15 protein-coding genes are annotated in these 19296 nt (G+C 74.5%); 8 read left to right on the forward strand and 7 right to left on the reverse strand.

Annotated features, from left to right (window positions below; all coding sequences use genetic code 11):
* The first annotated feature begins 15 nt into the window (after positions 1-15).
* Positions 16-531, forward strand: coding sequence for a MarR family winged helix-turn-helix transcriptional regulator (locus ACFVHI_RS07675; protein ID WP_079135623.1), 516 nt, complete (start codon positions 16-18; stop codon positions 529-531).
* A 61-nt stretch (positions 532-592) separates the two neighbouring features.
* Here the strand turns inward: ACFVHI_RS07675 and meaB are convergent, their stop codons facing one another.
* Together meaB and ACFVHI_RS07685 are read right to left on the reverse strand one after the other, a co-directional pair.
* Complete coding sequence (gene meaB, locus ACFVHI_RS07680; RefSeq protein ID WP_063347780.1) at positions 593-1549, reverse strand: methylmalonyl Co-A mutase-associated GTPase MeaB; 957 nt, start codon at positions 1547-1549, stop codon at positions 593-595.
* 79 nt (positions 1550-1628) lie between these two features.
* Entirely contained in the window at positions 1629-2837 is a 1209-nt protein-coding gene (locus tag ACFVHI_RS07685; RefSeq protein WP_063347781.1) for an acetyl-CoA C-acetyltransferase, read from the reverse strand.
* 301 nt (positions 2838-3138) lie between these two features.
* Between ACFVHI_RS07685 and mce the strand changes: the two genes are divergently transcribed.
* The 3 genes from mce to ACFVHI_RS07700 all read left to right on the forward strand — a co-directional run bounded on the left by mce (position 3139) and on the right by ACFVHI_RS07700 (position 9989).
* Positions 3139-3582: a methylmalonyl-CoA epimerase gene (gene mce / locus ACFVHI_RS07690; RefSeq protein ID WP_363372050.1), complete on the forward strand. Its 444-nt coding sequence runs from the start codon at positions 3139-3141 to the stop codon at positions 3580-3582.
* A 498-nt stretch (positions 3583-4080) separates the two neighbouring features.
* The gene (locus ACFVHI_RS07695) at positions 4081-8952 is read left to right on the forward strand and encodes a hypothetical protein (protein ID WP_380336725.1); all 4872 of its coding nucleotides are present in this window, start codon (positions 4081-4083) and stop codon (positions 8950-8952) included.
* A 107-nt stretch (positions 8953-9059) separates the two neighbouring features.
* Entirely contained in the window at positions 9060-9989 is a 930-nt protein-coding gene (locus ACFVHI_RS07700; RefSeq protein ID WP_063347784.1) for a hypothetical protein, read from the forward strand.
* 141 nt (positions 9990-10130) lie between these two features.
* Here the strand turns inward: ACFVHI_RS07700 and ACFVHI_RS07705 are convergent, their stop codons facing one another.
* Together ACFVHI_RS07705 and ACFVHI_RS07710 are read right to left on the reverse strand one after the other, a co-directional pair.
* Positions 10131-10442, reverse strand: coding sequence for a hypothetical protein (locus ACFVHI_RS07705; protein ID WP_063347785.1), 312 nt, complete (start codon positions 10440-10442; stop codon positions 10131-10133).
* Positions 10439-11236, reverse strand: coding sequence for an alpha/beta fold hydrolase (locus ACFVHI_RS07710; RefSeq protein WP_380336729.1), 798 nt, complete (start codon positions 11234-11236; stop codon positions 10439-10441). The genes ACFVHI_RS07705 and ACFVHI_RS07710 overlap by 4 nt, the downstream gene beginning before the upstream one ends.
* A 92-nt stretch (positions 11237-11328) precedes the next feature.
* Here ACFVHI_RS07710 and ACFVHI_RS07715 point away from each other — a divergent pair, with 92 nt between their 5' ends.
* Together ACFVHI_RS07715 and ACFVHI_RS07720 are read left to right on the forward strand one after the other, a co-directional pair.
* Entirely contained in the window at positions 11329-12333 is a 1005-nt protein-coding gene (locus ACFVHI_RS07715) for an ABC transporter ATP-binding protein (RefSeq protein WP_380336731.1), read from the forward strand.
* A gap of 1 nt (position 12334) precedes the next feature.
* Positions 12335-13102, forward strand: coding sequence for an ABC transporter permease subunit (locus ACFVHI_RS07720; RefSeq protein ID WP_063347788.1), 768 nt, complete (start codon positions 12335-12337; stop codon positions 13100-13102).
* A gap of 16 nt (positions 13103-13118) precedes the next feature.
* On the opposite strand, the gene ACFVHI_RS07725 is transcribed toward ACFVHI_RS07720, so the two are convergent.
* Complete coding sequence (locus ACFVHI_RS07725) at positions 13119-13442, reverse strand: hypothetical protein (RefSeq protein ID WP_063347789.1); 324 nt, start codon at positions 13440-13442, stop codon at positions 13119-13121.
* A gap of 391 nt (positions 13443-13833) precedes the next feature.
* On the opposite strand from ACFVHI_RS07725, the gene ACFVHI_RS07730 reads away from it, so the two are divergent.
* The gene (locus ACFVHI_RS07730) at positions 13834-14982 is read left to right on the forward strand and encodes an LLM class flavin-dependent oxidoreductase (RefSeq protein ID WP_380336827.1); all 1149 of its coding nucleotides are present in this window, start codon (positions 13834-13836) and stop codon (positions 14980-14982) included.
* A 137-nt stretch (positions 14983-15119) separates the two neighbouring features.
* On the opposite strand, the gene ACFVHI_RS07735 is transcribed toward ACFVHI_RS07730, so the two are convergent.
* Positions 15120-15512, reverse strand: a complete 393-nt coding sequence (locus tag ACFVHI_RS07735; RefSeq protein ID WP_063347790.1) for an SCO5389 family protein — start codon at positions 15510-15512, stop codon at positions 15120-15122.
* A gap of 480 nt (positions 15513-15992) precedes the next feature.
* On the opposite strand from ACFVHI_RS07735, the gene nucS reads away from it, so the two are divergent.
* Positions 15993-16652: an endonuclease NucS gene (nucS, locus tag ACFVHI_RS07740; RefSeq protein WP_063347791.1), complete on the forward strand. Its 660-nt coding sequence runs from the start codon at positions 15993-15995 to the stop codon at positions 16650-16652.
* Between the two features lie 4 nt (positions 16653-16656).
* On the opposite strand, the gene ACFVHI_RS07745 is transcribed toward nucS, so the two are convergent.
* Positions 16657-19044, reverse strand: coding sequence for an ATP-binding protein (locus ACFVHI_RS07745; RefSeq protein ID WP_380336735.1), 2388 nt, complete (start codon positions 19042-19044; stop codon positions 16657-16659).
* Positions 19045-19296: the final 252 nt, after the last annotated feature.

Here is a 19296-nt window from a genome sequence, read left to right on the forward strand (position 1 = left end):
GGGTATGCTGAGCCCATGGATACGCACACGATCAACACTGCGGACACCCCTCCGTCACAGCCCGAGGAGGAGACTCCCTGGCTGACCGCCAGGGAGCAGCGGATGTGGCGCGCCCATCTGGAGGTCGCCAAGCTGCTGGAGTACCAGCTCAGCCGCGAACTCCAGCCGCACAACCTGGCGATCAACGACTACGAGATCCTGGTCGTGCTCTCCGAGGCCCCCGACCGCCGGATGCGGATGACCGACCTCGCCACCGCCACCCTCCAGTCCAAGAGCCGGCTCTCGCACCAGATCACCCGGATGGAGAACGCCGGCCTGGTGCTGCGCCAGGAGTGTCCCGGCGACCGCCGCGGCCTCTACGCCCACCTCACCGAGCACGGCTGGGACACCATGCAGCGGGTCGCCCCCGACCACGTGCGCAGCGTCCGGGCCCACTTCATCGACCGCTTCACCCAGGAGCAGCTCGACGCCATGTACGAGGCCCTCGCCCCGGTCGCCGAACACCTGCGCGGCCTCCGCGGCCGTGCCTGACGCGCCGCCGCCCCCCAGCACACCAGGGCCGGCCCCACCGGGGGCCGGCCCTGCACCGTCCTCAGGCGCGGGTGAGGCCGGCCACGAGTTCGTCGGCCGCGCCGTACGGGTCCAGTTCGCCCGCCACCACCCGCTCGGCCAGGCCGGCCAGGTGGCGGTCCCCGCGCAGGTCGCCGATCCGGGTGCGCAGTTCGGCCAGCGCGATCGCCTCGATCTCGTCGGAGGCCCGGCGGCGGCGGCGCGCCGCCAGTTCGCCGTGCTCCTCCAGCCAGGCGCGGTGCTTCTCCAGCGCCTCGACCAGCTCGTCGACGCCCTCGCCGCGGGCGGCGACGGTCTTGACGATCGGCGGGCGCCAGTCCCCCGCCCCGCGGGCCTCGCCGAGGCCGAGCATGTGGTTGAGCTCGCGCGCGGTGGCGTCGGCGCCGTCCCGGTCGGCCTTGTTGACCACGAAGACGTCGCCGATCTCCAGGATCCCGGCCTTGGCGGCCTGGATGCCGTCGCCCATGCCGGGGGCGAGCAGCACCACGGTGGTGTCGGCCTGGGCGGCGATCTCCACCTCGGACTGGCCCACCCCGACGGTCTCGACCAGGATCACGTCGCAGCCGGCCGCGTCCAGCACCCGCAGGGCCTGCGGGGCCGTCCAGGACAGCCCGCCGAGGTGGCCGCGGGTGGCCATCGAGCGGATGAACACCTCGGGGTCGGTGGCGTGGTCCTGCATCCGGACCCGGTCGCCGAGCAGCGCGCCGCCGGAGAACGGCGAGGACGGGTCGACGGCCAGCACCCCGACCCGCTTGCCGAGCCGCCGGTAGGCGGAGACCAGCGCCGAGGTGGAGGTGGACTTGCCGACCCCGGGCGAGCCGGTCAGGCCCACCGTGTAGGCCTGCCCGGTGTACGGCGCGAGCGCGGCCATCGCCTCGCGCAGTTGCGGGGCGGCGTTCTCGACCAGCGTGATCAGCCGGGCGACCGCCCGCGGCCGGCCCGCCCGGGCCTGTTCGACCAGCGTGGCGACATCGATCATCGGGAGCTCCTAGCGCGGATGCCTTCGGGGCTGCGGCGCCGCTCGTGGCGGTCCGCAGCCCCGAAGGCATGTCAGCTGATCAGGCCTTCGGGCTGGCGTCCTTGGGGACGCGCACGATCAGGGCGTCGCCCTGGCCGCCGCCGCCGCACAGCGCGGCCGCGCCGACCCCGCCGCCGCGCCGCTGGAGCTCCAGCGCCAGGTGCAGCACCACGCGGGCGCCGGACATCCCGATCGGGTGGCCGAGCGCGATCGCGCCGCCGTTGACGTTGACGATGTCCGAGGAGACGCCCAGGTCCTTGGTCGACTGGTGGGCGACGGCCGCGAACGCCTCGTTGATCTCGATCAGGTCGAGGTCGGAGACCTCTAGGCCCTCCTTGGCCAGCGCGTGCCTGATCGCGTTGGACGGCTGCGACTGCAGCGAGTTGTCCGGGCCCGCCACGTTGCCGTGCGCGCCGATCTCGGCGATCCAGCTCAGGCCCAGCTCCTCGGCCTTGGCCTTGCTCATCACGACCACCGCGGCGGCGCCGTCGGAGATCTGCGAGGAGGTGCCGGCCGTGATCGTGCCGTCCTTGGCGAACGCCGGACGCAGCTTGGCCAGGCCCTCGACGGTGGTGTCCGCGCGGATGCCCTCGTCCTGGCCGAACAGCACCGGCTCGCCCTTGCGCTGCGGGATCGCGACCGGGGTGATCTCGGCGTCGAAGACGCCGTCGGCCTGCGCCTTGGCGGCCCGCTGGTGGGAGGCCGCGGCGATCTCGTCCTGCACCTCGCGGGCGATGCCCAGCCGGGTGTTGTGCTTCTCGGTGGACTCGCCCATCGGGATGTTCTCGTAGGCGTCGGTGAGGCCGTCGTGGGCCATCGAGTCAAGCATCCCGATCGCGCCGTACTTGTAGCCCTCGCGGGACTTCGGCAGCAGGTGCGGGGCGTTGGTCATCGACTCCTGGCCGCCGGCCACCACGACGTCGAACTCGCCGGCCCGGATCAGCTGGTCGGCCAGCGCGATGGCGTCCAGGCCGGAGAGGCAGACCTTGTTGATGGTGAGCGCCGGGACGCTCATCGGGATGCCGGCCCGGACGGCGGCCTGGCGGGCCGGGATCTGGCCGGCGCCGGCCTGCAGCACCTGGCCCATGATCACGTACTGGACCTGCTCACCCGTGATGCCGGCCCGCTCCAGCGCGGCCTTGATCGCGAAGCCGCCGAGGTCGGCACCGGAGAAGCCCTTGAGGGAACCGAGCAGGCGACCCATCGGGGTCCGCGCACCGGCAACGATCACAGAGGTGGTGTTGGTCATGGGACGAGCCCCTTCGCACGTCGTGGCCAGGTGAGGATGCGCTCAATGTACTGACCTGTTACCCGCCCGTCACCGGAGCGACGGTGTGATCGAGCGCACTGGCACCTTCCAGTCAACACCGTGTCAACGCGGCCCGGGTGAACCCTGGCGCCCGCCCCGGGTGAGCCCCCGGCGTGCGGCCCGGGGCAACCCCCGGCGTGTGAGCAGACTCGCACGTCCGGCGCTGGCGCCGGTCAGCAGCGATGCGCTGCACTGGTGCCACCTGGTTCCCGAGGTACCCAACCCGCCCCCGGAGGTCGCCGTGCTGACCCGTATCGACCACATCGGCATCGCCTGCCGCGACCTCGACAAGACGGTCGAGTTCTACCGCGCCACCTACGGCTTCGAGGTGTTCCACACCGAGGTCAACGAGGAGCAGGGCGTCCGCGAGGCCATGCTCAAGATCAACGACACCGGCGACGGCGGCGCCTCCTACCTCCAGCTGCTGGAGCCCACCCGGCCCGACTCGACCGTCGCCAAGTGGCTGGAGAAGAACGGCGAGGGCGTGCACCACATCGCCTTCGGCACCGCCGACGTGGACGGCGACGCCGAGGCCGTCCGGGCCAAGGGCGTGCGGGTCCTCTACGACCAGCCCCGGATCGGCTCGATGGGTTCGCGGATCACCTTCCTGCACCCCAAGGACTGCGGCGGCGTCCTGACCGAGCTGGTCACCTCCGCCGAACCGGGCCTCCACGACGCCCACTGACCCCCGCCAGGTGCCGCCCACGACCGGGCGGCACCCCCGAATCACCGGTCATGACCCGTCAGTAACCTCGTCCGACAGCCGGAAAACCACCACGCGGCCATTCCCCCGCAGTGCGCTCCCACTACAATGCCCAGGTGCGCGAAGGCTCCGGGGGACGGAGGCGACGGGCACGGCCGATGACAGGCCCGTCCACCCAGCGGTGGCCGGCCCGTCGCAGGGGAGTCCACAACGCGGGCACGGCTGAACAGTCGCAACACTGATCTGTCACCATTCTCCACAAGGCAAGAGTTCGCCCAGGAGTCCACCCGGACGGGGGAACGCGGCATCACCGCGCTTCCACGCCCAGGGCTCCGACGACCGCGGCGGGCGGCCCCGGCTTGACCGGCGGGCCGTCCACCGGCTGCGGATGCAAGGAGCCAGTCGGACCAGTACCCGGACAACGGGTGCCCTGGACCGGCCGGGTCGAGGACGCGACCAGGAGATGGATGGGACCGCGGAGTGCGGGGCAACGACCGCTACGAGGTTGACGATCACCTCTCCCAGTTCGAGGCCGAGATGGGTCGGACTCGAAAGGAGCGGGACAAGGCAGCCGAGCATGCCGAGGACCTCGCCTACCAGGTGGAGGTGCTCCGGGCCAAGCTGCACGAATCCCGCCGCATGCTCGCCCAACCGCGCGCCTTCGACGCCGTCTCCGGCCAGGCCGAGCAGATGCTCCGCACTGCCGAGATGCAGGCCCAGCAGCTGCGCGCCGACGCCGAGCGCCAGCTGCGCGACTCCCAGGCCGCCACCCAGCGGATCATGGCCGAGGCCGCCGAGCGCACCGCCCGACTGGAGGCCGAGCTCACCGCCCGCCGCCGCCAGCTGGAGGACGAGCTCACCGAGCTGCGCCGCACCGCCGAGCAGCACGTCAACGGCTGGGCCGAGCAGACCAGGACCGGCTCCGAGCAGGAGGCCCAGCGCCTGCTCCAGGACGCCCGCGTCGAGGCCGAGCGCATGGTCGCCGCCGCCCGCGCGGAGGCCGTCGCGCTCTCCGACCAGGCCCGCGCCCAGACCGCCGCCGACGTCGACGCCGCCCGCGGCGAGGCCCAGGCCGCCGCCGAGGCCGCCATCCAGCGGGCCCAGAGCGACGCCGAGCGTCTGCTGCGCGCCGCCTCCGAGCACGCCCAGCAGGCCGGCGCCCAGGCCGCCGCCGACGTGGACGCCGCCCGCGGCGAGGCCCAGCAGCAGCTGGCCGCCGCGCACGCCGCCGCCGAGCAGCAGCTCGCCGTCGCGAAGGGCGAGATCGGCCGGCTCAAGGAGCAGGCCTCCGCCGAGCAGATCCGGGCCGAGCAGCAGCTCGCCCACGCCCAGGCCGAGATAGAGCGGCTGCGTGCCGAGGCGATCGCCGAGGCCGAACGCACCCGCCGCGAGTCCGCCGAGCTGCGGGCCCAGGCCGAACAGGCCGCCGAACAGCTCCAGGCCGACGCCGAGGCCGCCGCCGAACGCAAGGCCGCCGACGGCGAGGCCGCCAACGAGCAGCGCTCGCAGACCGCCCGGGCCGAGGTCGCCCGGATGGTCGCCCACGCCACCAAGGAGGCCGAGGCGATCCGCGCCGAGGCCACCACCAGGCAGGCCGAGGCGGAGGCCGCCAAGGCCGCCGCCGCCGAGGAGAGCGAACGGCTGCGGGCCACCGCCGAATCGGTGGCCGGCGAGCTGCGCGCCGAGGCCGAGGCCGCGATCGCCGAACTGCGCGCCCAGGCCGACCGGGACGTCGCCGAACTGCGCGCCCACGCCGAGGCCGAGGCCCAGCGGCTGCGCCACGCGGCCGAGGAGGAGGGCCGGGCGACCGGCGCCAAGGACGCCACCGTCCAGCTCGCCAAGGCCGCCAAGACCGCCGAGGAGATGCTCGGCCAGGCCAACCAGGACGCCGAGACCGCCCGCACCGAGGCCGCCACCGAGGCCGAGCGGATCCGCACCGAGGCCGCCGCCGAGGCGCAGCGCCTGCGCGAGCAGGCCCAGGCCGCCGTCGAGCAGGCCCAGAACGCCGCCCTCGACGACGCCGCCGCGATCCGCGAGCGGATCGAGCAGATGCAGGACGAGGCGGCCCGGCTGCGGGCCGAGGCCGAGGAGCTGCGCGCCCAGGCCGCCGCCGAGGCCGACCGGGTGCGCGGCGAGGCCCGCCGCCAGGCCGTCGTGCAGATCGAGGAGTCGGCGAAGAACGCCGAGGAACTGCTCACCAGGGCCAAGGCCGACTCCGACGAGCTGCGCGCGGGCGCCGCCGGGGAGATCGAGCGGCTGCGCGCGCAGGCCCAGGAACAGGCCGCCGAGACCCAGGGCCGGGCCGAGCAGACCCTCGCCCGGGCCCGTAGCGAGGCCGAGAAGACCACCACCGCCGCCGAGCAGCAGGGCCAGGACGCCCTCGCCGCCGCCAAGGCCGCGGCCGCCGAGAACCGTGCCGCCGCCGAGCGCGAGACCGCCGAACTCCGCCGGGACGCGACCGAGTTCGACCAGCGGGTCCGGGCCGAGGCGAACGCCGCCGCGACCGCCCTCGGCACCGATGCGCAGGCCGAGGCGAACGCCGTCCGGGACGCCGCGGTGGCCGACGCCGAGCGCGTCCGCACCGAGGCCGACGCCGAGGCCGCCCGCACCCGCAGCGAGGCCGAGGCCGCCGCGAACACGCTGCGCGAGGAGAGCCGGCGCGAGCACGAGGAGGCCGCCGCCGGGCTGCACCGCGAACGCGAGGAGACCGCCGAGCAGCTGGCCGCCGCCCAGGCCGCCCACGAGCAGGCCGAGCAGACCGCGACCGAGCTGCGGGCCCTCGCCGAACGCGAGAGCGCCGAACTGCGCGAGCTCGCCGAGCGGGAGAGCGCCGAACAGCGCGAACTCGCCGACCGCGAAACCACCGAACAGCGCGAGCTGGCCGAACGGGAGACCGCCGAACAGCGCACCGCCGCCGAGGCGTACGCCGCCGACGTCCGGGCCAAGGCCGAACAGGCCGCCACCGAACTCACCGAACGCACCACCGCCGAGACCGCCGAACAGCGCGAGGCGACCGAACAGCACGTCACCGAACTGCGCGAGCTCGCCGAACGGGAGACCGCCGAACTGCGCGAGCTCGCCGAACGGGAGACCGCCGAACTGCGCGAGCTCGCCGACCGCGAGACCACCGAGCAGCGCACCGCCGCCGAGGCGTACGCCGCCGACGTCCGGGCCAAGGCCGAACAGGCCGCCACCGAACTCACCGAACGCACCGCCACCGAGACGACCGAACAGCGCGAGGCGACCGAACAGCACGTCACCGAACTGCGCGCCCTCGCCGAACGCGAGACCACCGAAAAGCGCGAGGCGACCGAGCAGCACGTCACCGAACTGCGCGCCGAAGCCGAGGAACTGCTGGAGGGCGCCCGGAGCGCCGCCGAGCAGCGCCGGGCCGAGGCCGCCCGGGACGCCAAGGCCGTACGGGAGAAGGCCGCCGCCGAGCTGGCGTTCGCCGCCGAGCAGGCCGAGACGGTCCGCGCCGAGGCCGGCCGCGAGCTGTCCGAGGCCCGCGCCACCGCCGACGGCATCCGGGCCGAGGCCACCGCCGTCCTGGAGCAGGCCCGGGTCGACGGCGAGGAGCTGGTCGCCGCCGCCGGCGTCGAGGGCGCCGCCCTGGTCGAGGCCGCCGAGGAGGAGGCCGCCGAGGTCCGCCAGTCGGTGGCCGGCATGCACGAGGCCGCCGCCGAGCAGATCGCCGAGCGGAAGGCCGCCGCCGAGCGGGAGGCCACCGAGGTCCGCGACCGGGCCGAGCAGGCCGCCGCCGAACTACGCGAGCTGGCCGAGCGCGAGACCGCCGAGCAGCGGGCCCTCGCCGACGCCGAGACCACCGCCCTGCGCGAACTCGCCGACGCCGAGACCACCGAGCAGCGGGCCCTCGCCGACCACGAGACCACCGAACTGCGCGCCCGCACCGACGCCGAGACCACCGCCCTACGCGAGCTGACCGACCGCGAACTGGCCGCCGAACGCGAGGCCCACGAGGCCGAGTTGGGCCATCAGCGCGCCGAGGCCCAGGCCTACGACGAGCACCTGCGGGCGGAGGCCGACGCCGTGCTGCACGCGGCCCGGGAGGGCGCCGGGCAGCTGCGCGCGGACGCCGAGGCCCAGGCCGTCCGGACGATGGCCGCCGCCGACGAGCGCTCGGCCGGCCTGGTCGCCGACGCCGAGGAGCTGGCCGCCGCCCTGCGCGCCGAGGCCGAGGAGTACGCGCTCGCCACCCGCACCCTCGCCGACGAGTACGACGCGGCCGCCCACAGCCGCGCCGACGCGTACGACGCGGAGACCCGGGAGGCCGCCGAGCAGTTCGACAAGGCCACCCGCGAGCAGGCCAACTCCGTCCTGGAGAAGGCCTTCGCGGATGCCGAGTCGCTCGGCGAGGACGCCCAGACCACCGCACTGGCCACCACCGCCGCCGCCGAGGAGCAGGCGGACGCGATGGTCGCCGCCGCCCGCAAGGAGGCCGACCGGCTGGTCGCCGCCGGCGAGGCGGCCGGCCAGGCCGAGGTGGAGAAGGGCCGCTCCGACGCCGACACGCTGCTCGCCGAGGCCCGCCGGGACTCCACCGCGATCCGCGAGCGCGCCGAAGAGTTGCGCGAGCGCACCGACGCCGAGGTGGAGGCGCTGCACGAGCGCGCCCGCAAGGAGAACGCGGCGGCCATGAAGTCGGCCGGCGAGCGGGTCGACGCCCTGGTGACGGCCGCTCAGGAGCAGCTGACCGAGGCCGAGGAGCAGGCGGTGGCCACCGTCGCCGAGGCCGAGGACCGGGCGGCGGCCCTGGTCGCGGCCGCCGAGGACCGCGCGGGCGAGCTCACCTCGGAGGCGTCCGCGGAGGCCAGCAAGGTCCGGATCTCGGCCGTCCGCAAGGCCGAGGGGCTGCTGAAGGAGGCGGAGACCAAGCTCTCCGACTCCACCAGCCGCGCCGAGGCGCTGATCGTCAAGGCCGAGGCCAGGCTCCAGTCGGCCGAGGCCGAGTCCGAGGAGCGGCTGGAGAACGCCGCCACCGAGGCGGAGAAGCGGCTGCAGGACGCCGACCGCAGCGCCGACGAGCAGGTCGAGCTGGCGAAGGCGGAGGCCGAGCGGCTGCTCGCCGAGGCGCAGGCCGAGGCGAAGCGGGTCACCGACGAGGGCCGGCGCGAGCTGGACGAGCTGGTGCGGCGGCGCAAGGACATCAACACCGAGATCTCCAGGGTGCAGGACGTGCTGTCCGCACTGGAGGCGTTCGAGGCACCGGCACCGGTCGCCCAGACCAACGGGGGAAGCAGCACCAAGAAGGACGGGGGTGCCAAGGCGGGTGCCGGAATTGGTTCCCCCCGGTCGGGTGGCAATCGCTCCAAGAACGCACCACCCGATTGAGCGGACATTGTCCGCGGGACGACGGCATCTCGCCGTCGACACTCCGGTACCGTGTCAGGATTCCCTCAACCACCTCAGCGGTTTGACGACAGGAAGCCCAGAACCCCATGAGCGACAGTCACTCCCCTCACGGCTTCGACCTGGTGCGCCGTGGGTACGAGCGCGCCCAGGTCGACGAGCGGATCACCAAGCTGGTGGCCGACCGTGACAGTGCCCTGACCCGGATCAGCGCGCTCGAGAAGCGCATCGAGGAGCTCCACCTGGAGACCCAGACCGCGCAGGCGGCGGTCACCGAGGCGGAGCCCTCGTACGCCGGTCTCGGCGCCCGGGTCGAGAAGATCCTGCGACTGGCCGAGGAGGAGGCCAAGGACCTGCGCGACGAGGCGCACCGCGCCTCCGAGCAGCACCGCGAGCTCGCCGAGGCCGCTGCCCAGCAGGTCCGCACCGAGGCCGAGAACTACGCCAAGGACCGCAAGGCCAAGGCGGAGGACGAGGGTCTGCGGATCGTCGACAAGGCCAAGAGCGACAGCGCCCAGCTGCGCGCCGAGGCCAACAAGGACGCCCAGAACAAGCGCGAGGAGGCGGACGCCCTCTTCGAGGAGACCCGCACCAAGGCCGCCCAGGCCGCGCTGGAGTTCGAGACCAACCTGGCCAAGCGCCGCGAGCAGTCCGAGCGTGACCTGGCCGCCCGTCAGGCCAAGGCCGAGAAGCGCCTGGCCGAGATCGAGCACCGGGCCGAGCAGCTGCGCCTGGAGGCCGAGAAGCTGCGCACCGACGCCGAGCGCCGCGCCCGCCAGACCGTCGAGACGGCGCAGCGCCAGTCCGAGGACATCGTGGCGGACGCCAACGCCAAGGCCGACCGGATCCGCAGCGAGTCCGAGCGCGAGCTGGCGGCGCTCACCAACCGCCGCGACAGCATCAACGCCCAGCTGACCAACGTCCGCGAGATGCTGGCGACGCTGACCGGCGCGGCCGTGGCCGCCGCCTCGCTGCCGGGCGACGACACCATGGGCGTGCCCGCCCAGCAGTCGCGCTGACGCCGCCGCCGGGCGCCTGCGCCCGGCGGTACGTGCGCAACGGACGGCACGTGCGGAACAGCAGACAGGCCCTCACCCACCCGGGTGAGGGCCTGCCGTCTTTCCACCGTCATCATCTCGGGTGACCTGGGTGAGCGGGCGTCACCTGGGGTAGGCCCCGTCGGGCCGCTGGTACCCGCTGCTGAGCTGGTTGCCCTCGTCGTCGGAGACGGTGCCGAACCACGAGGTGCACCAGACCGACACCGAGTCCGGCCAGTACTGAACCTCGAACGGGTGGCCGGAGCCGTGGTCGCCGTACGAGGTGACGATGAAGGTCTCGCCGGGGCGCAGCCAGTAGTCCTCGCCGAGCGGTTCCAGGGTCAGTTCGACCAGGCCCTCGCCGCGGTTGGTCACGGGCATCCGGCCGGTCACCTCCAGCGCCGAGAAGTCCCAGCCGGTCGCTTCCTCCCTCATCCGGCCGCCGCCCGGGCCAGCAGGTCGCGGACGGCGGTGTTGAACGCCTCCGGCGCCTCCAGGGCGCTCAGATGGCCCGCCCCGGGGATGACGGACAGTTCGGCGTCCGGCCGGGCCCGGAGCATCAGTTCGGCCTCCTCCGGCGCCACCAGGCCGTCCTGCGCGCCCGCGACGACGGCGGTGGGCACCCGCAGCCCGGCCAGCACGTCCAGCGCGTCCGGCCGGGCCGCCATGGCCCGCTGGGCCCAGGCGACGGCGGCCGGCGACGCGGCGGCGACCAGCGACCGCACCCGCTCCACCAGGTGCCGCGAGTCCGGCCCGAGCTGCCCGGCGGCGACCTCCTCGTCGAGCAGCAGTTGGACGCTGCCCCGGGCGGTGACGGCGGCCGCGATCCGCTCCCGGTTGGCCCGGACGGCGTCGGTGTCGGCGGTGGCGCGGGTGCTGGCCAGCAGCAGTCCGGCCAGCCGGTCCGGGTGGCGGCGGGCGAAGGCCAGCGCCACGTAGCCGCCCATGGAGAGCCCGCCGACCACCGCGCGTTCGATCCCGGCCGCGTCCAGCAGCAGGGCGAGGTCGTCGGCGACCAGGTCCAGCGAGGGTTCGTCGGTCCCCAGCTCGGTGCCGCCGAAGCCGCGCTGGTCCGGGGCGAGCACCCGGGCCTCGTCGCCGGTCAGACCGGGCAGCGCGTCCAGTTGGGCGGACCACATCGAGGCGTTCAACGGAAAGGCGTGCAGCAGTACGAGGGGTGTTCCGGTGCCGCTCTCGCGGACGGACACTGCGGAGGGGGGCTGGGTCATGGGCCCACCGTATTCCGGCACGCCCGGCGGGCCCACTCAGCGGGCCGCGATATCCGCTTTGTCCTAGCCTGACAAAGAGTAAGGGAGCGCGAATGATCGAGTTGCACGACCTGACAAAACGTTACGGCAGGACCCTCGCGGTGGACCGGCTCAGCTTCCAGGTCCCGCAGGGCGTGGTGACCGGCTTCCTCGGCCCCAACGGCGCAGGCAAGTCCACCACCATGCGCATGATCCTCGACCTCGATCGCCCCACCAGCGGCCGGGTCACCATCGACGGCAAGCGCTACGGGCAACTCAGCGAACCGCTCAAGTACATCGGCGCACTGCTGGAGGCCAAGGCCGTCCACCCCGGCCGCACCGCCCGCGACCACCTGCTCTGGCTCGCCCAGAGCAACCGCATCCCGACCCGCCGGGTGGACGAGGTGCTCAACCTGGTGGGCCTCACCCCGGTCGCCCGCAAGCGGGCCCGCGGCTTCTCGCTCGGCATGGGCCAGCGCCTGGGCATCGCCTCCGCCCTGCTCGGCGACCCGGAGATCGTCATGTTCGACGAGCCGGTCAACGGGCTGGACCCGGAGGGCATCCTCTGGATCCGCAACCTGATGAAGCGGCTCGCCACCGAGGGCCGGACCGTCTTCGTCTCCTCCCACCTGATGAGCGAGATGGCCGTCACCGCCGACCACCTGGTGGTCATCGGCAAGGGCCGGCTGCTCGCCGACCTGCCGATGCCGGAGTTCATCCGACGCAACTCCCGCTCCGCCGTCCGGCTGCGCACCCCGCACCCCGAGCGCCTGCTCGACGCCCTGTCCGGCGTCGGGCTCCGGCCCGAGCCCGGGCCCGGCGGCTCCTACGAGGTGGTCGACGGCGACCTCGCCCGGCTCGGCGACCTGGCCGCGGCCCACGGCGTCGTCCTGCACGAACTCAGCCCGCAGCAGGCCTCGTTGGAGGAGGCGTTCATGCAGATGACGGCCGACTCGGTGGAGTACCACGCGGGCGACGGCCCGGGCCGGGACGCGGCCGGCGCACCCGGCGTCTGGGGCGCCGGCTGGAAGGCGGACGGCGCCCCGCAGACCGCGGCGGCCCGGCAGGAGGAGAACTGAGATGACGTCCTTCCCGGCGATCCTGCGCTCCGAGTGGACGAAGATCCGCAGCGTCCGCTCGACGGTCTGGACGCTCGCGCTGACCTTCGTCGTCACCGTCGGCATCGGCGCGCTGCTGTCCCTGCTCACCAACAACAACTTCGGCGAGTTCCGGCGGGGCGACCAGTCCGTCTTCGACGCCACCGGCACGGCCTTCTCCGGCATCATGCTCGGCGAGCTCGCCATCATCGTCTTCGGCGTGCTGGCCATCGGCAACGAGTACAGCACCGGCATGATCCGGGTCACCCTGGCCGCCGTCCCGCAGCGCGGCACCCTGCTCACCGGCAAGGCGGTGGTGCTCGGCGCGATGGCCCTGGCGGTCTCGGTGGTGACGGCCTTCGTCACCTTCTTCACCGGCCAGGCGCTGCTCGGCTCGCACTCCACCAGCCTCGACCAACCGCACGTGCTGCGCGCGGTGTTCGGCGCCGCGCTGTACCTGACGATGCTGTGCCTGTTCTCGGCCGGCGTCACCACGATGCTGCACAGCCAGACGCTGGCGCTGGGCGTACTGGTCCCGTTCTTCTTCCTGCTCTCACCGATCCTCTCCGCGGTGCCGAAGGTCAAGACCCTGGCCCACTACTTCCCGGACTACGCGGGCTCGCGGATGCTGCTGGTGTACGAGCAGTACGGCCAGCCGTACGGGCCGTGGGCGGGCTTCGTGATCTGCCTGGCCTGGACGCTCGCCGCCCTGCTCGGCGGCGCGCTGGTGCTCAAGAACCGGGACGCCTAGGGGGCACGCAGCCGGCTCAGTACCGCGGAGCGCCGCGGCCCCGCAGGACGTTGGAGGCCCGGCGCTCCCGCGCGCCCCAGCAGGCGCGGTGCCAGTGCCGCCGGTCGTCCACGCCCGCGCCGTGCATCGGCCAGGCCACCACGTGGCCCATCCCCGGCGGGATCTCCTGGTCGCAGCCCGGGCACCGGTAGTGCCGCCCGGCCGTCCCGGCGACCGTCTGGACCACCCAGTCGTCGCCTTGGTGGCTCTCGGTGCGGCGCAGCGATCCACCGAGCGGGGAGGCCTGCTCGGCGCTCCCGCTCGGGTCGGCGCTCTTGATCCGGTTGCGGCGCGGCGACACGTCGGACTACCTCTCTTCCGGGGTTTCGGGGCCGTTCCAGCCTACGGCCGGCCACCCCTCCGGCAGGCCACTATCACGGCATCGTCCGACGCTCCCGCGTTTTTGCCGAGATCCACCCGATCTCCGACGAAATCCGGGTTTCCGCGTGCCGTTGGCACATGACATCGGATACCCACAAGGGGAACAGGCGGGGCCCGCAGACCCTGCGCGCACCCGAGGAGGCCCCACCATGACCAAGACCAGCGCCCGCGCCGAGACCCGTCGGCCCGTAGGAGTCCGGCCGCCCGCCCCCGGCCCGGTGCTGACCTCGCCCGCCCCGGTCACGGCCGCGGCGGGCGAGCCGCTGCCCGTGCCGCAGCGGGCGGGCGCGCTCCCGCCGGACACCGCGCCGGTGCGGGTCGGCGCGTTCCTGCTGTCCGCGCAGTTCCCCGGGCAGAGCCACCGCGAGGCGCTGGACCGCACCGTCCGGGCCGCCGTCGAGGCCGAACACGCGGGCCTGGACAGCGTCTGGCTGGCCGAGCACCACTTCGTCCCGTACGGGGTCTGCCCCAACGCCGCCACGCTGGCCGCGCTGCTGCTCGGCCGCACCCGCCGGATCGGCGTCGGCACGGCGGTCAGCGTGCTCTCCACCGCCCACCCGGTGGCGCTCGGCGAGCAGGCCGCGCTGCTGCACCTCACCTCGGACGGGCGCTTCACGCTCGGGGTGGGCCGCGGCGGCCCCTGGATCGACCTGGACGTGTTCGGCGGCGGCGTGGACGCCTTCGAGAACGGCTTCCCGGAGCGGCTGGACCTGCTGCTGCGCTGGCTGCGCGGCTCCCGGGTCGGCGCGGACGGCCCGCAGTTCGCCTTCCCCGAGGTGGCGGTGGTGCCGCGCGCCACCGAACCGGTGCGCCGGCCAGGACTGGGCAGCTGGCTCGGTCTCGGCGAGCAGTCCGGCCCGGTGCGCTTCCCGCGCCAGCGCCAGGACGTCGAGGGCGTCGGTGAGGAACTCGACCCGTCCGGGCGGCCGGTGGCCGGCCCGCCGATGGTGGTCGCGTGCACCTCGCCGAGCGGGGTGCGGCTGGCCGCCGAACGCGGCCTGCCGATGCTGCTCGGCATGCACTCCGGCGACGACGACAAGCTGCGCATGCTGGAGCTGTACCGCACCGCCTGGCTGGCCGCCGGGCGCGGCGAGGAGCAGCTGCGCCGGGTGAACCGCCGGCACGTCGCGGCCGGGGTGGCCCAGGTCGACGACCGCACCTCGGCGGCCCGCGCCACCCTGCTGAACGCCATGCCGGGCTGGTTCGAGTACGGGCTCGGCGCCCACCGCACCGTGGACGGCCGGGAGCGCAAGATGCGCGACCCGCGCGAGTACACCGAACTCCTCTGCGACCTGCACGCGGTGGGCACGCCGCGGCAGTGCGCCGACCGGCTGCTGGCCACCGCCGAGCGGACCGGCATCCGCCGCTTCGCGCTGCTCGCGGAGGGCAGCGGCGAGCGCGAGGCGACCCTGCACAACATCGCCCGGCTCGGCTCCGAGGTGCTGCCGCAGCTGGGGTGAGACCGGGGGTGGAGCGGCCGGGCCCGGTCCGGGCCGCCGCCCCTCCCCCCGCACCGGGGGACGGGGGCGGCCCGACGACCTTCAGGACCGCTAGGGCCGATCAGGACCCAGGGCCCGGGATCGGCGGTGCTGCCGGGTCAGCAGTCCCGCAGTTCCTCGGACTGGTTGAGCAGCTGCTCCCGGACCGAGGTGAAGCGTGCGTGCCGCGCCTCGTTGGCGTCCGACGGCAGGAAGACCGCCACCCGGTGACAGTTCTGGAAGGCCAGCCGCACCCCGAAGTGCCGCTGCAGGGCCCCCCGGATGGCGTCGCTGGCGAGGGCCCGCAGGAGCTGGCCGCGGGCCTGCTCGCTGGGCGGCGGTACCTGGTTGTCGGCGAAGTCGGTACCGTCGACCTTCGCCTGGGCGACCAGCGAGCTGATCAGGTCCCAGGCGTACGGCAGCGAGACGCGGACGCAGTCGACGAATTCCCGCTCGTCGACCTCGCCCCGCTCGGCCTTTTCCAGCAGGGCCGGTGAGACGTCGAGCGACATGGATTCTCCTCTCGCGGTCCACCCGCGCGGCGCCCGGGTGGTCGTGCGTAGTCCAAGCTCACAGTGAGGGTGGGCGGATCGCGCGTGGTGTCCGGAACGCCGTGGAACGGGCGTTTTTGACACCCTGCGAAGGCGGAGGCACCACGGGACGTGACGTCCCGGACACCGACCGCGCTCGGAACAGCGTGGCAGTCAACGGCGGGACGGGCCGGTCATTCCTGTGGATTGCTTTGGAAATACGCGGTGGTGCACCACATTGGCCGGATCCCGTCGGATCGTTCATCTGAAGTCTCCGTCCCCGTTGACAGCGATCCCGCACGCGTGCCGTCACGTACGGTAGCGACCCCAGGGGGTGGGCGCCAGACCGCGACGGGCGGTGCGCGGAATTGCCGAACCTCCATGTTCGCGGGGTTCCCGGTTTCTTCACCCGGTCGTCGTGGAATCGCATCAACTGGCCCCGGTGGGCTAGCGTGGTCGACCGTGCGTCTCGTAATTGCCCGCTGCTCAGTCGACTATGCCGGTCGGCTCTCCGCCCATCTGCCCTCCGCCACCAGGCTCATCCTGGTCAAGGCCGACGGCAGCGTCAGCATCCACGCCGACGACCGCGCCTACAAGCCGCTCAACTGGATGTCCCCGCCGTGCGCCCTCAAGGAGGCGGACGGGGTCTGGACGGTGGTGAACAAGGCCGGCGAGAAGCTCATCATCACGCTGGAGGAGGTGCTGCACGACTCCTCCCACGAACTCGGGGTGGACCCGGGCCTGATCAAGGACGGCGTCGAGGCGCACCTCCAGGAGCTGCTCGCGGACCGGATGGAGGTGCTCGGCGCCGGCTGGTCCCTGATCCGCCGCGAGTACCCCACCGCGATCGGCCCGGTCGACATCCTCTGCCGCGACTCGGACGGCACCACGGTGGCCGTCGAGATCAAGCGCCGCGGTGAGATCGACGGCGTCGAGCAGCTCACCCGCTACCTCGAACTCCTCAACCGGGACCCGCTGTTGGCCCCGGTCAAGGGCATCTTCGCCGCCCAGGAGATCAAGCCCCAGGCCCGCGTGCTGGCCACCGACCGGGGCATCGGCTGCGTGGTGCTGGACTACGACGAGCTGCGCGGCATCGACGACGACAAGCTCAAGCTGTTCTGACCGGTCAGGTCGCGGGCGGCGAGGACGCCGTCGACGACGGACTGGGCGTCCCGGTCGCGGGGCCCGTCGTGGCGGGCGGCGGTGTGCTCGCGGTCGCCGAGGGCGACGTGGTCGACGGCTTCGACGGGGGCGGCGTGCTGGCGCCTCCGCCGGGCTGAGTGCCCCCGGAGTTGCCACCGCCACCGCTGCCACCACCGGCACCACCACTGCCGCCACTGCCACCACTGCCACCGCCCGGCGGCGGGCCGGACTGCTGGGCCGGCGGCTGCGACTGTCCCGGTGCGGGCGGCTGCGACTGCTGCGGCTGCTCGGTGGCCGCCGCGGTCTCGCTCGGCCCACGGCTCGACTTCTTCGACGCACTCGGCGAGCGCGACGCGCCACCGCTCTGCGACGGCTCCGGGCTGGTCCCGTCCGCCGCCGGACCGCCGCCCGCGTCCGTCCCCGGCGTCCCCGTACCGGTGGCACCGGTGCCGGCGGTCGGGCCGCCGCCGGCGTGCGGCGACGGGAGCGGCCCGCCCTGCCCGCCGTCGGGGTCGTCGAGCCGGGTGTGCGGGTCGTTGCCCGGGTGCTGCTCCGGACCGGTGGCGCTCATCGCCACCGCCGTCCCGAGCGCCCCGAGCGCGAGGACGGCCGCCGACGCGGCGATCACCCGGCGCCTGGTCCCGGAGCGCAGGCTGGACGGCACCTTGGCTATCGCGCGGATGACGGGCCGCCGCACGGGCGCCGGCCCGGGGGTCGCGGCGGGCGCCAGCTGCCGCCCGTCGGCGCGCAGCAGGTCCAGCATCCGGCCGGCTGCCGCGACGCCGCGCTGCTCGCCGGCGGCGGACCGCAGGGTGAGCGCCGTCTCCAGCTCGGCCATCGCCCGGGACGGCTCCTGGACGCAGAACGCGTGCACGCCCGCCTCGTGGTGGAACCAGGCCTGGTCGGTGCCGGAGCCCGTCCTGCGGGCCGCCTCCAGTCCCAGGTGCAGGACCCGCTCCCAGGCGCCCCAGCGCAGTGCCAGCGCCAGCGCGGGCGCGGCCGCCCGGGCCAGGCGCACGACCGCGTCGTGCCGGCCGGCCTCCCGGTCCGCGACCAGCACGCCGACCACCACCTCCGCCTCGGCCGCGACCTGCGCCAGCGACACCGAGCTGTGCCCGACCCACCAGGCGAAGTGCTGGGCGGCGCCGTCCAGGCAGCCGCGGGCCGGCCAGTGCGGGGCGAGCAGGTCCAGCACCCCGGCGGTCAGCCGGTGGTGCCCGCCGATGGACACCGCCAGCCCGGCGTCGGCGAGTTCGGCGAGGGCGCTCTCGCCCTGGCCGACGTCGATCAGCGCGGGCAGGTGCGGCGCGGTGGGGCACTCGCCGCCGAGCGCGACGGCGAGCCTCAGGACGGCCTGGGCGGGCTCGCTCAGGCCCTCCGCGAGCCGGACGGCGGGTGAGGCGGTCTCGGCGACGGACGGCAGCGGGACGGTGCGGCGCAGCGCGTTCTCGCGGACGGCCGGGTCGGGGTCGTGGACGGGCTCCTCGACCGCGCCGAAGACCCCCATCCGGTCCTCCTCGGCGGCGACCAGCGCGTCCACCGCGACGTCCCGCTGGCGCAGCAGCGCGGCGGCCTGGACGAAGCGCAGCGGCAGTCCCTCGGACTCGAACCAGAGGTCGACCGCCCAGGCCTTCTCCTCGACGTCCAGCGGCCGACCGGCCTGGCGGGCGGCGAGGGCGAGGCAGGCGGAGCGGGAGAGCCCGGCGACCAGGTGGTCCTGCAAGCGGGAGCCGGGCGACAGCGCCGGGCTCCCGGGGGCGACGGAGATCAGGAAGGCGCAGCCGGGGGCGATGGCGAGCAGGCCCTCCAGCTCGGCGCCGGACTGCTCCGCGCCGTCGACGACCACGATCGCGCCGACCTCGGCGAGGTGCACGGCCAGCCGGCCCGGGTCGGGCCGGTAGCCGGGGGCGTGGTGGGTGGCCGCGAAGAGGTCCTGGAGCAGGTCGGCGGTGGTGCGGCGGTGCCCGCAGAGCTGGACGACGCCTCCGGGGGCGAGGTCGGCGGCGGCCTCGGCGACGGCCGACAGCAGCGCGCTGCGGCCCGAGCCGGCCTGGCCGACCAGGCGTATCGAGCGGCCCTCGGCGAGCAGGCCGAGGAGTTCGGCGACGTCGGCCTCGCGGTCGAGCAGCGGCAGGTCGGCGGGCCCGGCACCGAGGGCGAGCGGGCCGACCGCGCGGCCGACGCCGCCGACCGGGCCCCGGGCGGGCTCGCTGCGCTCGATCCGGCGCGGGCGGGGCCGCCACTCCTCGGGGCAGGGCCTGACCTCGGAGCCGTCCGGGGCGCCGACGCCGACCAGCAGGGCGCCGGAGACGAGTTCGCCGCCTCGGGTGCGGGCGGCCTCCTGCCGGAACTCCCCGGTTGGCTGTGCCACGTTCTGCTCCGCATCCTGCTCGGCCGCCGGCGCCCCGCGCCGGTCGGCTGACGTCTCGGTCGCGGCCGCGCGCGGGCTGGGGGCAGCTGGCTGAGGCGGCCGTCATCTGACGGGCAGACTCTTGCACATCCGGGCCCGCCCGCGCAGGGGCAGTCCGGTCGGGGGCCGGGCGACGGCCGATCCGGGCCGGGTCGGAGCCGGACGAAGACCGGGCAGGGGACGAACGCGGGCTGGGAACGAGCAAGGGCAGAG

It is taken from the genome of Kitasatospora sp. NPDC127121, assembly GCF_042677305.1.
In the GTDB taxonomy this organism is placed as follows: domain Bacteria; phylum Actinomycetota; class Actinomycetes; order Streptomycetales; family Streptomycetaceae; genus Kitasatospora.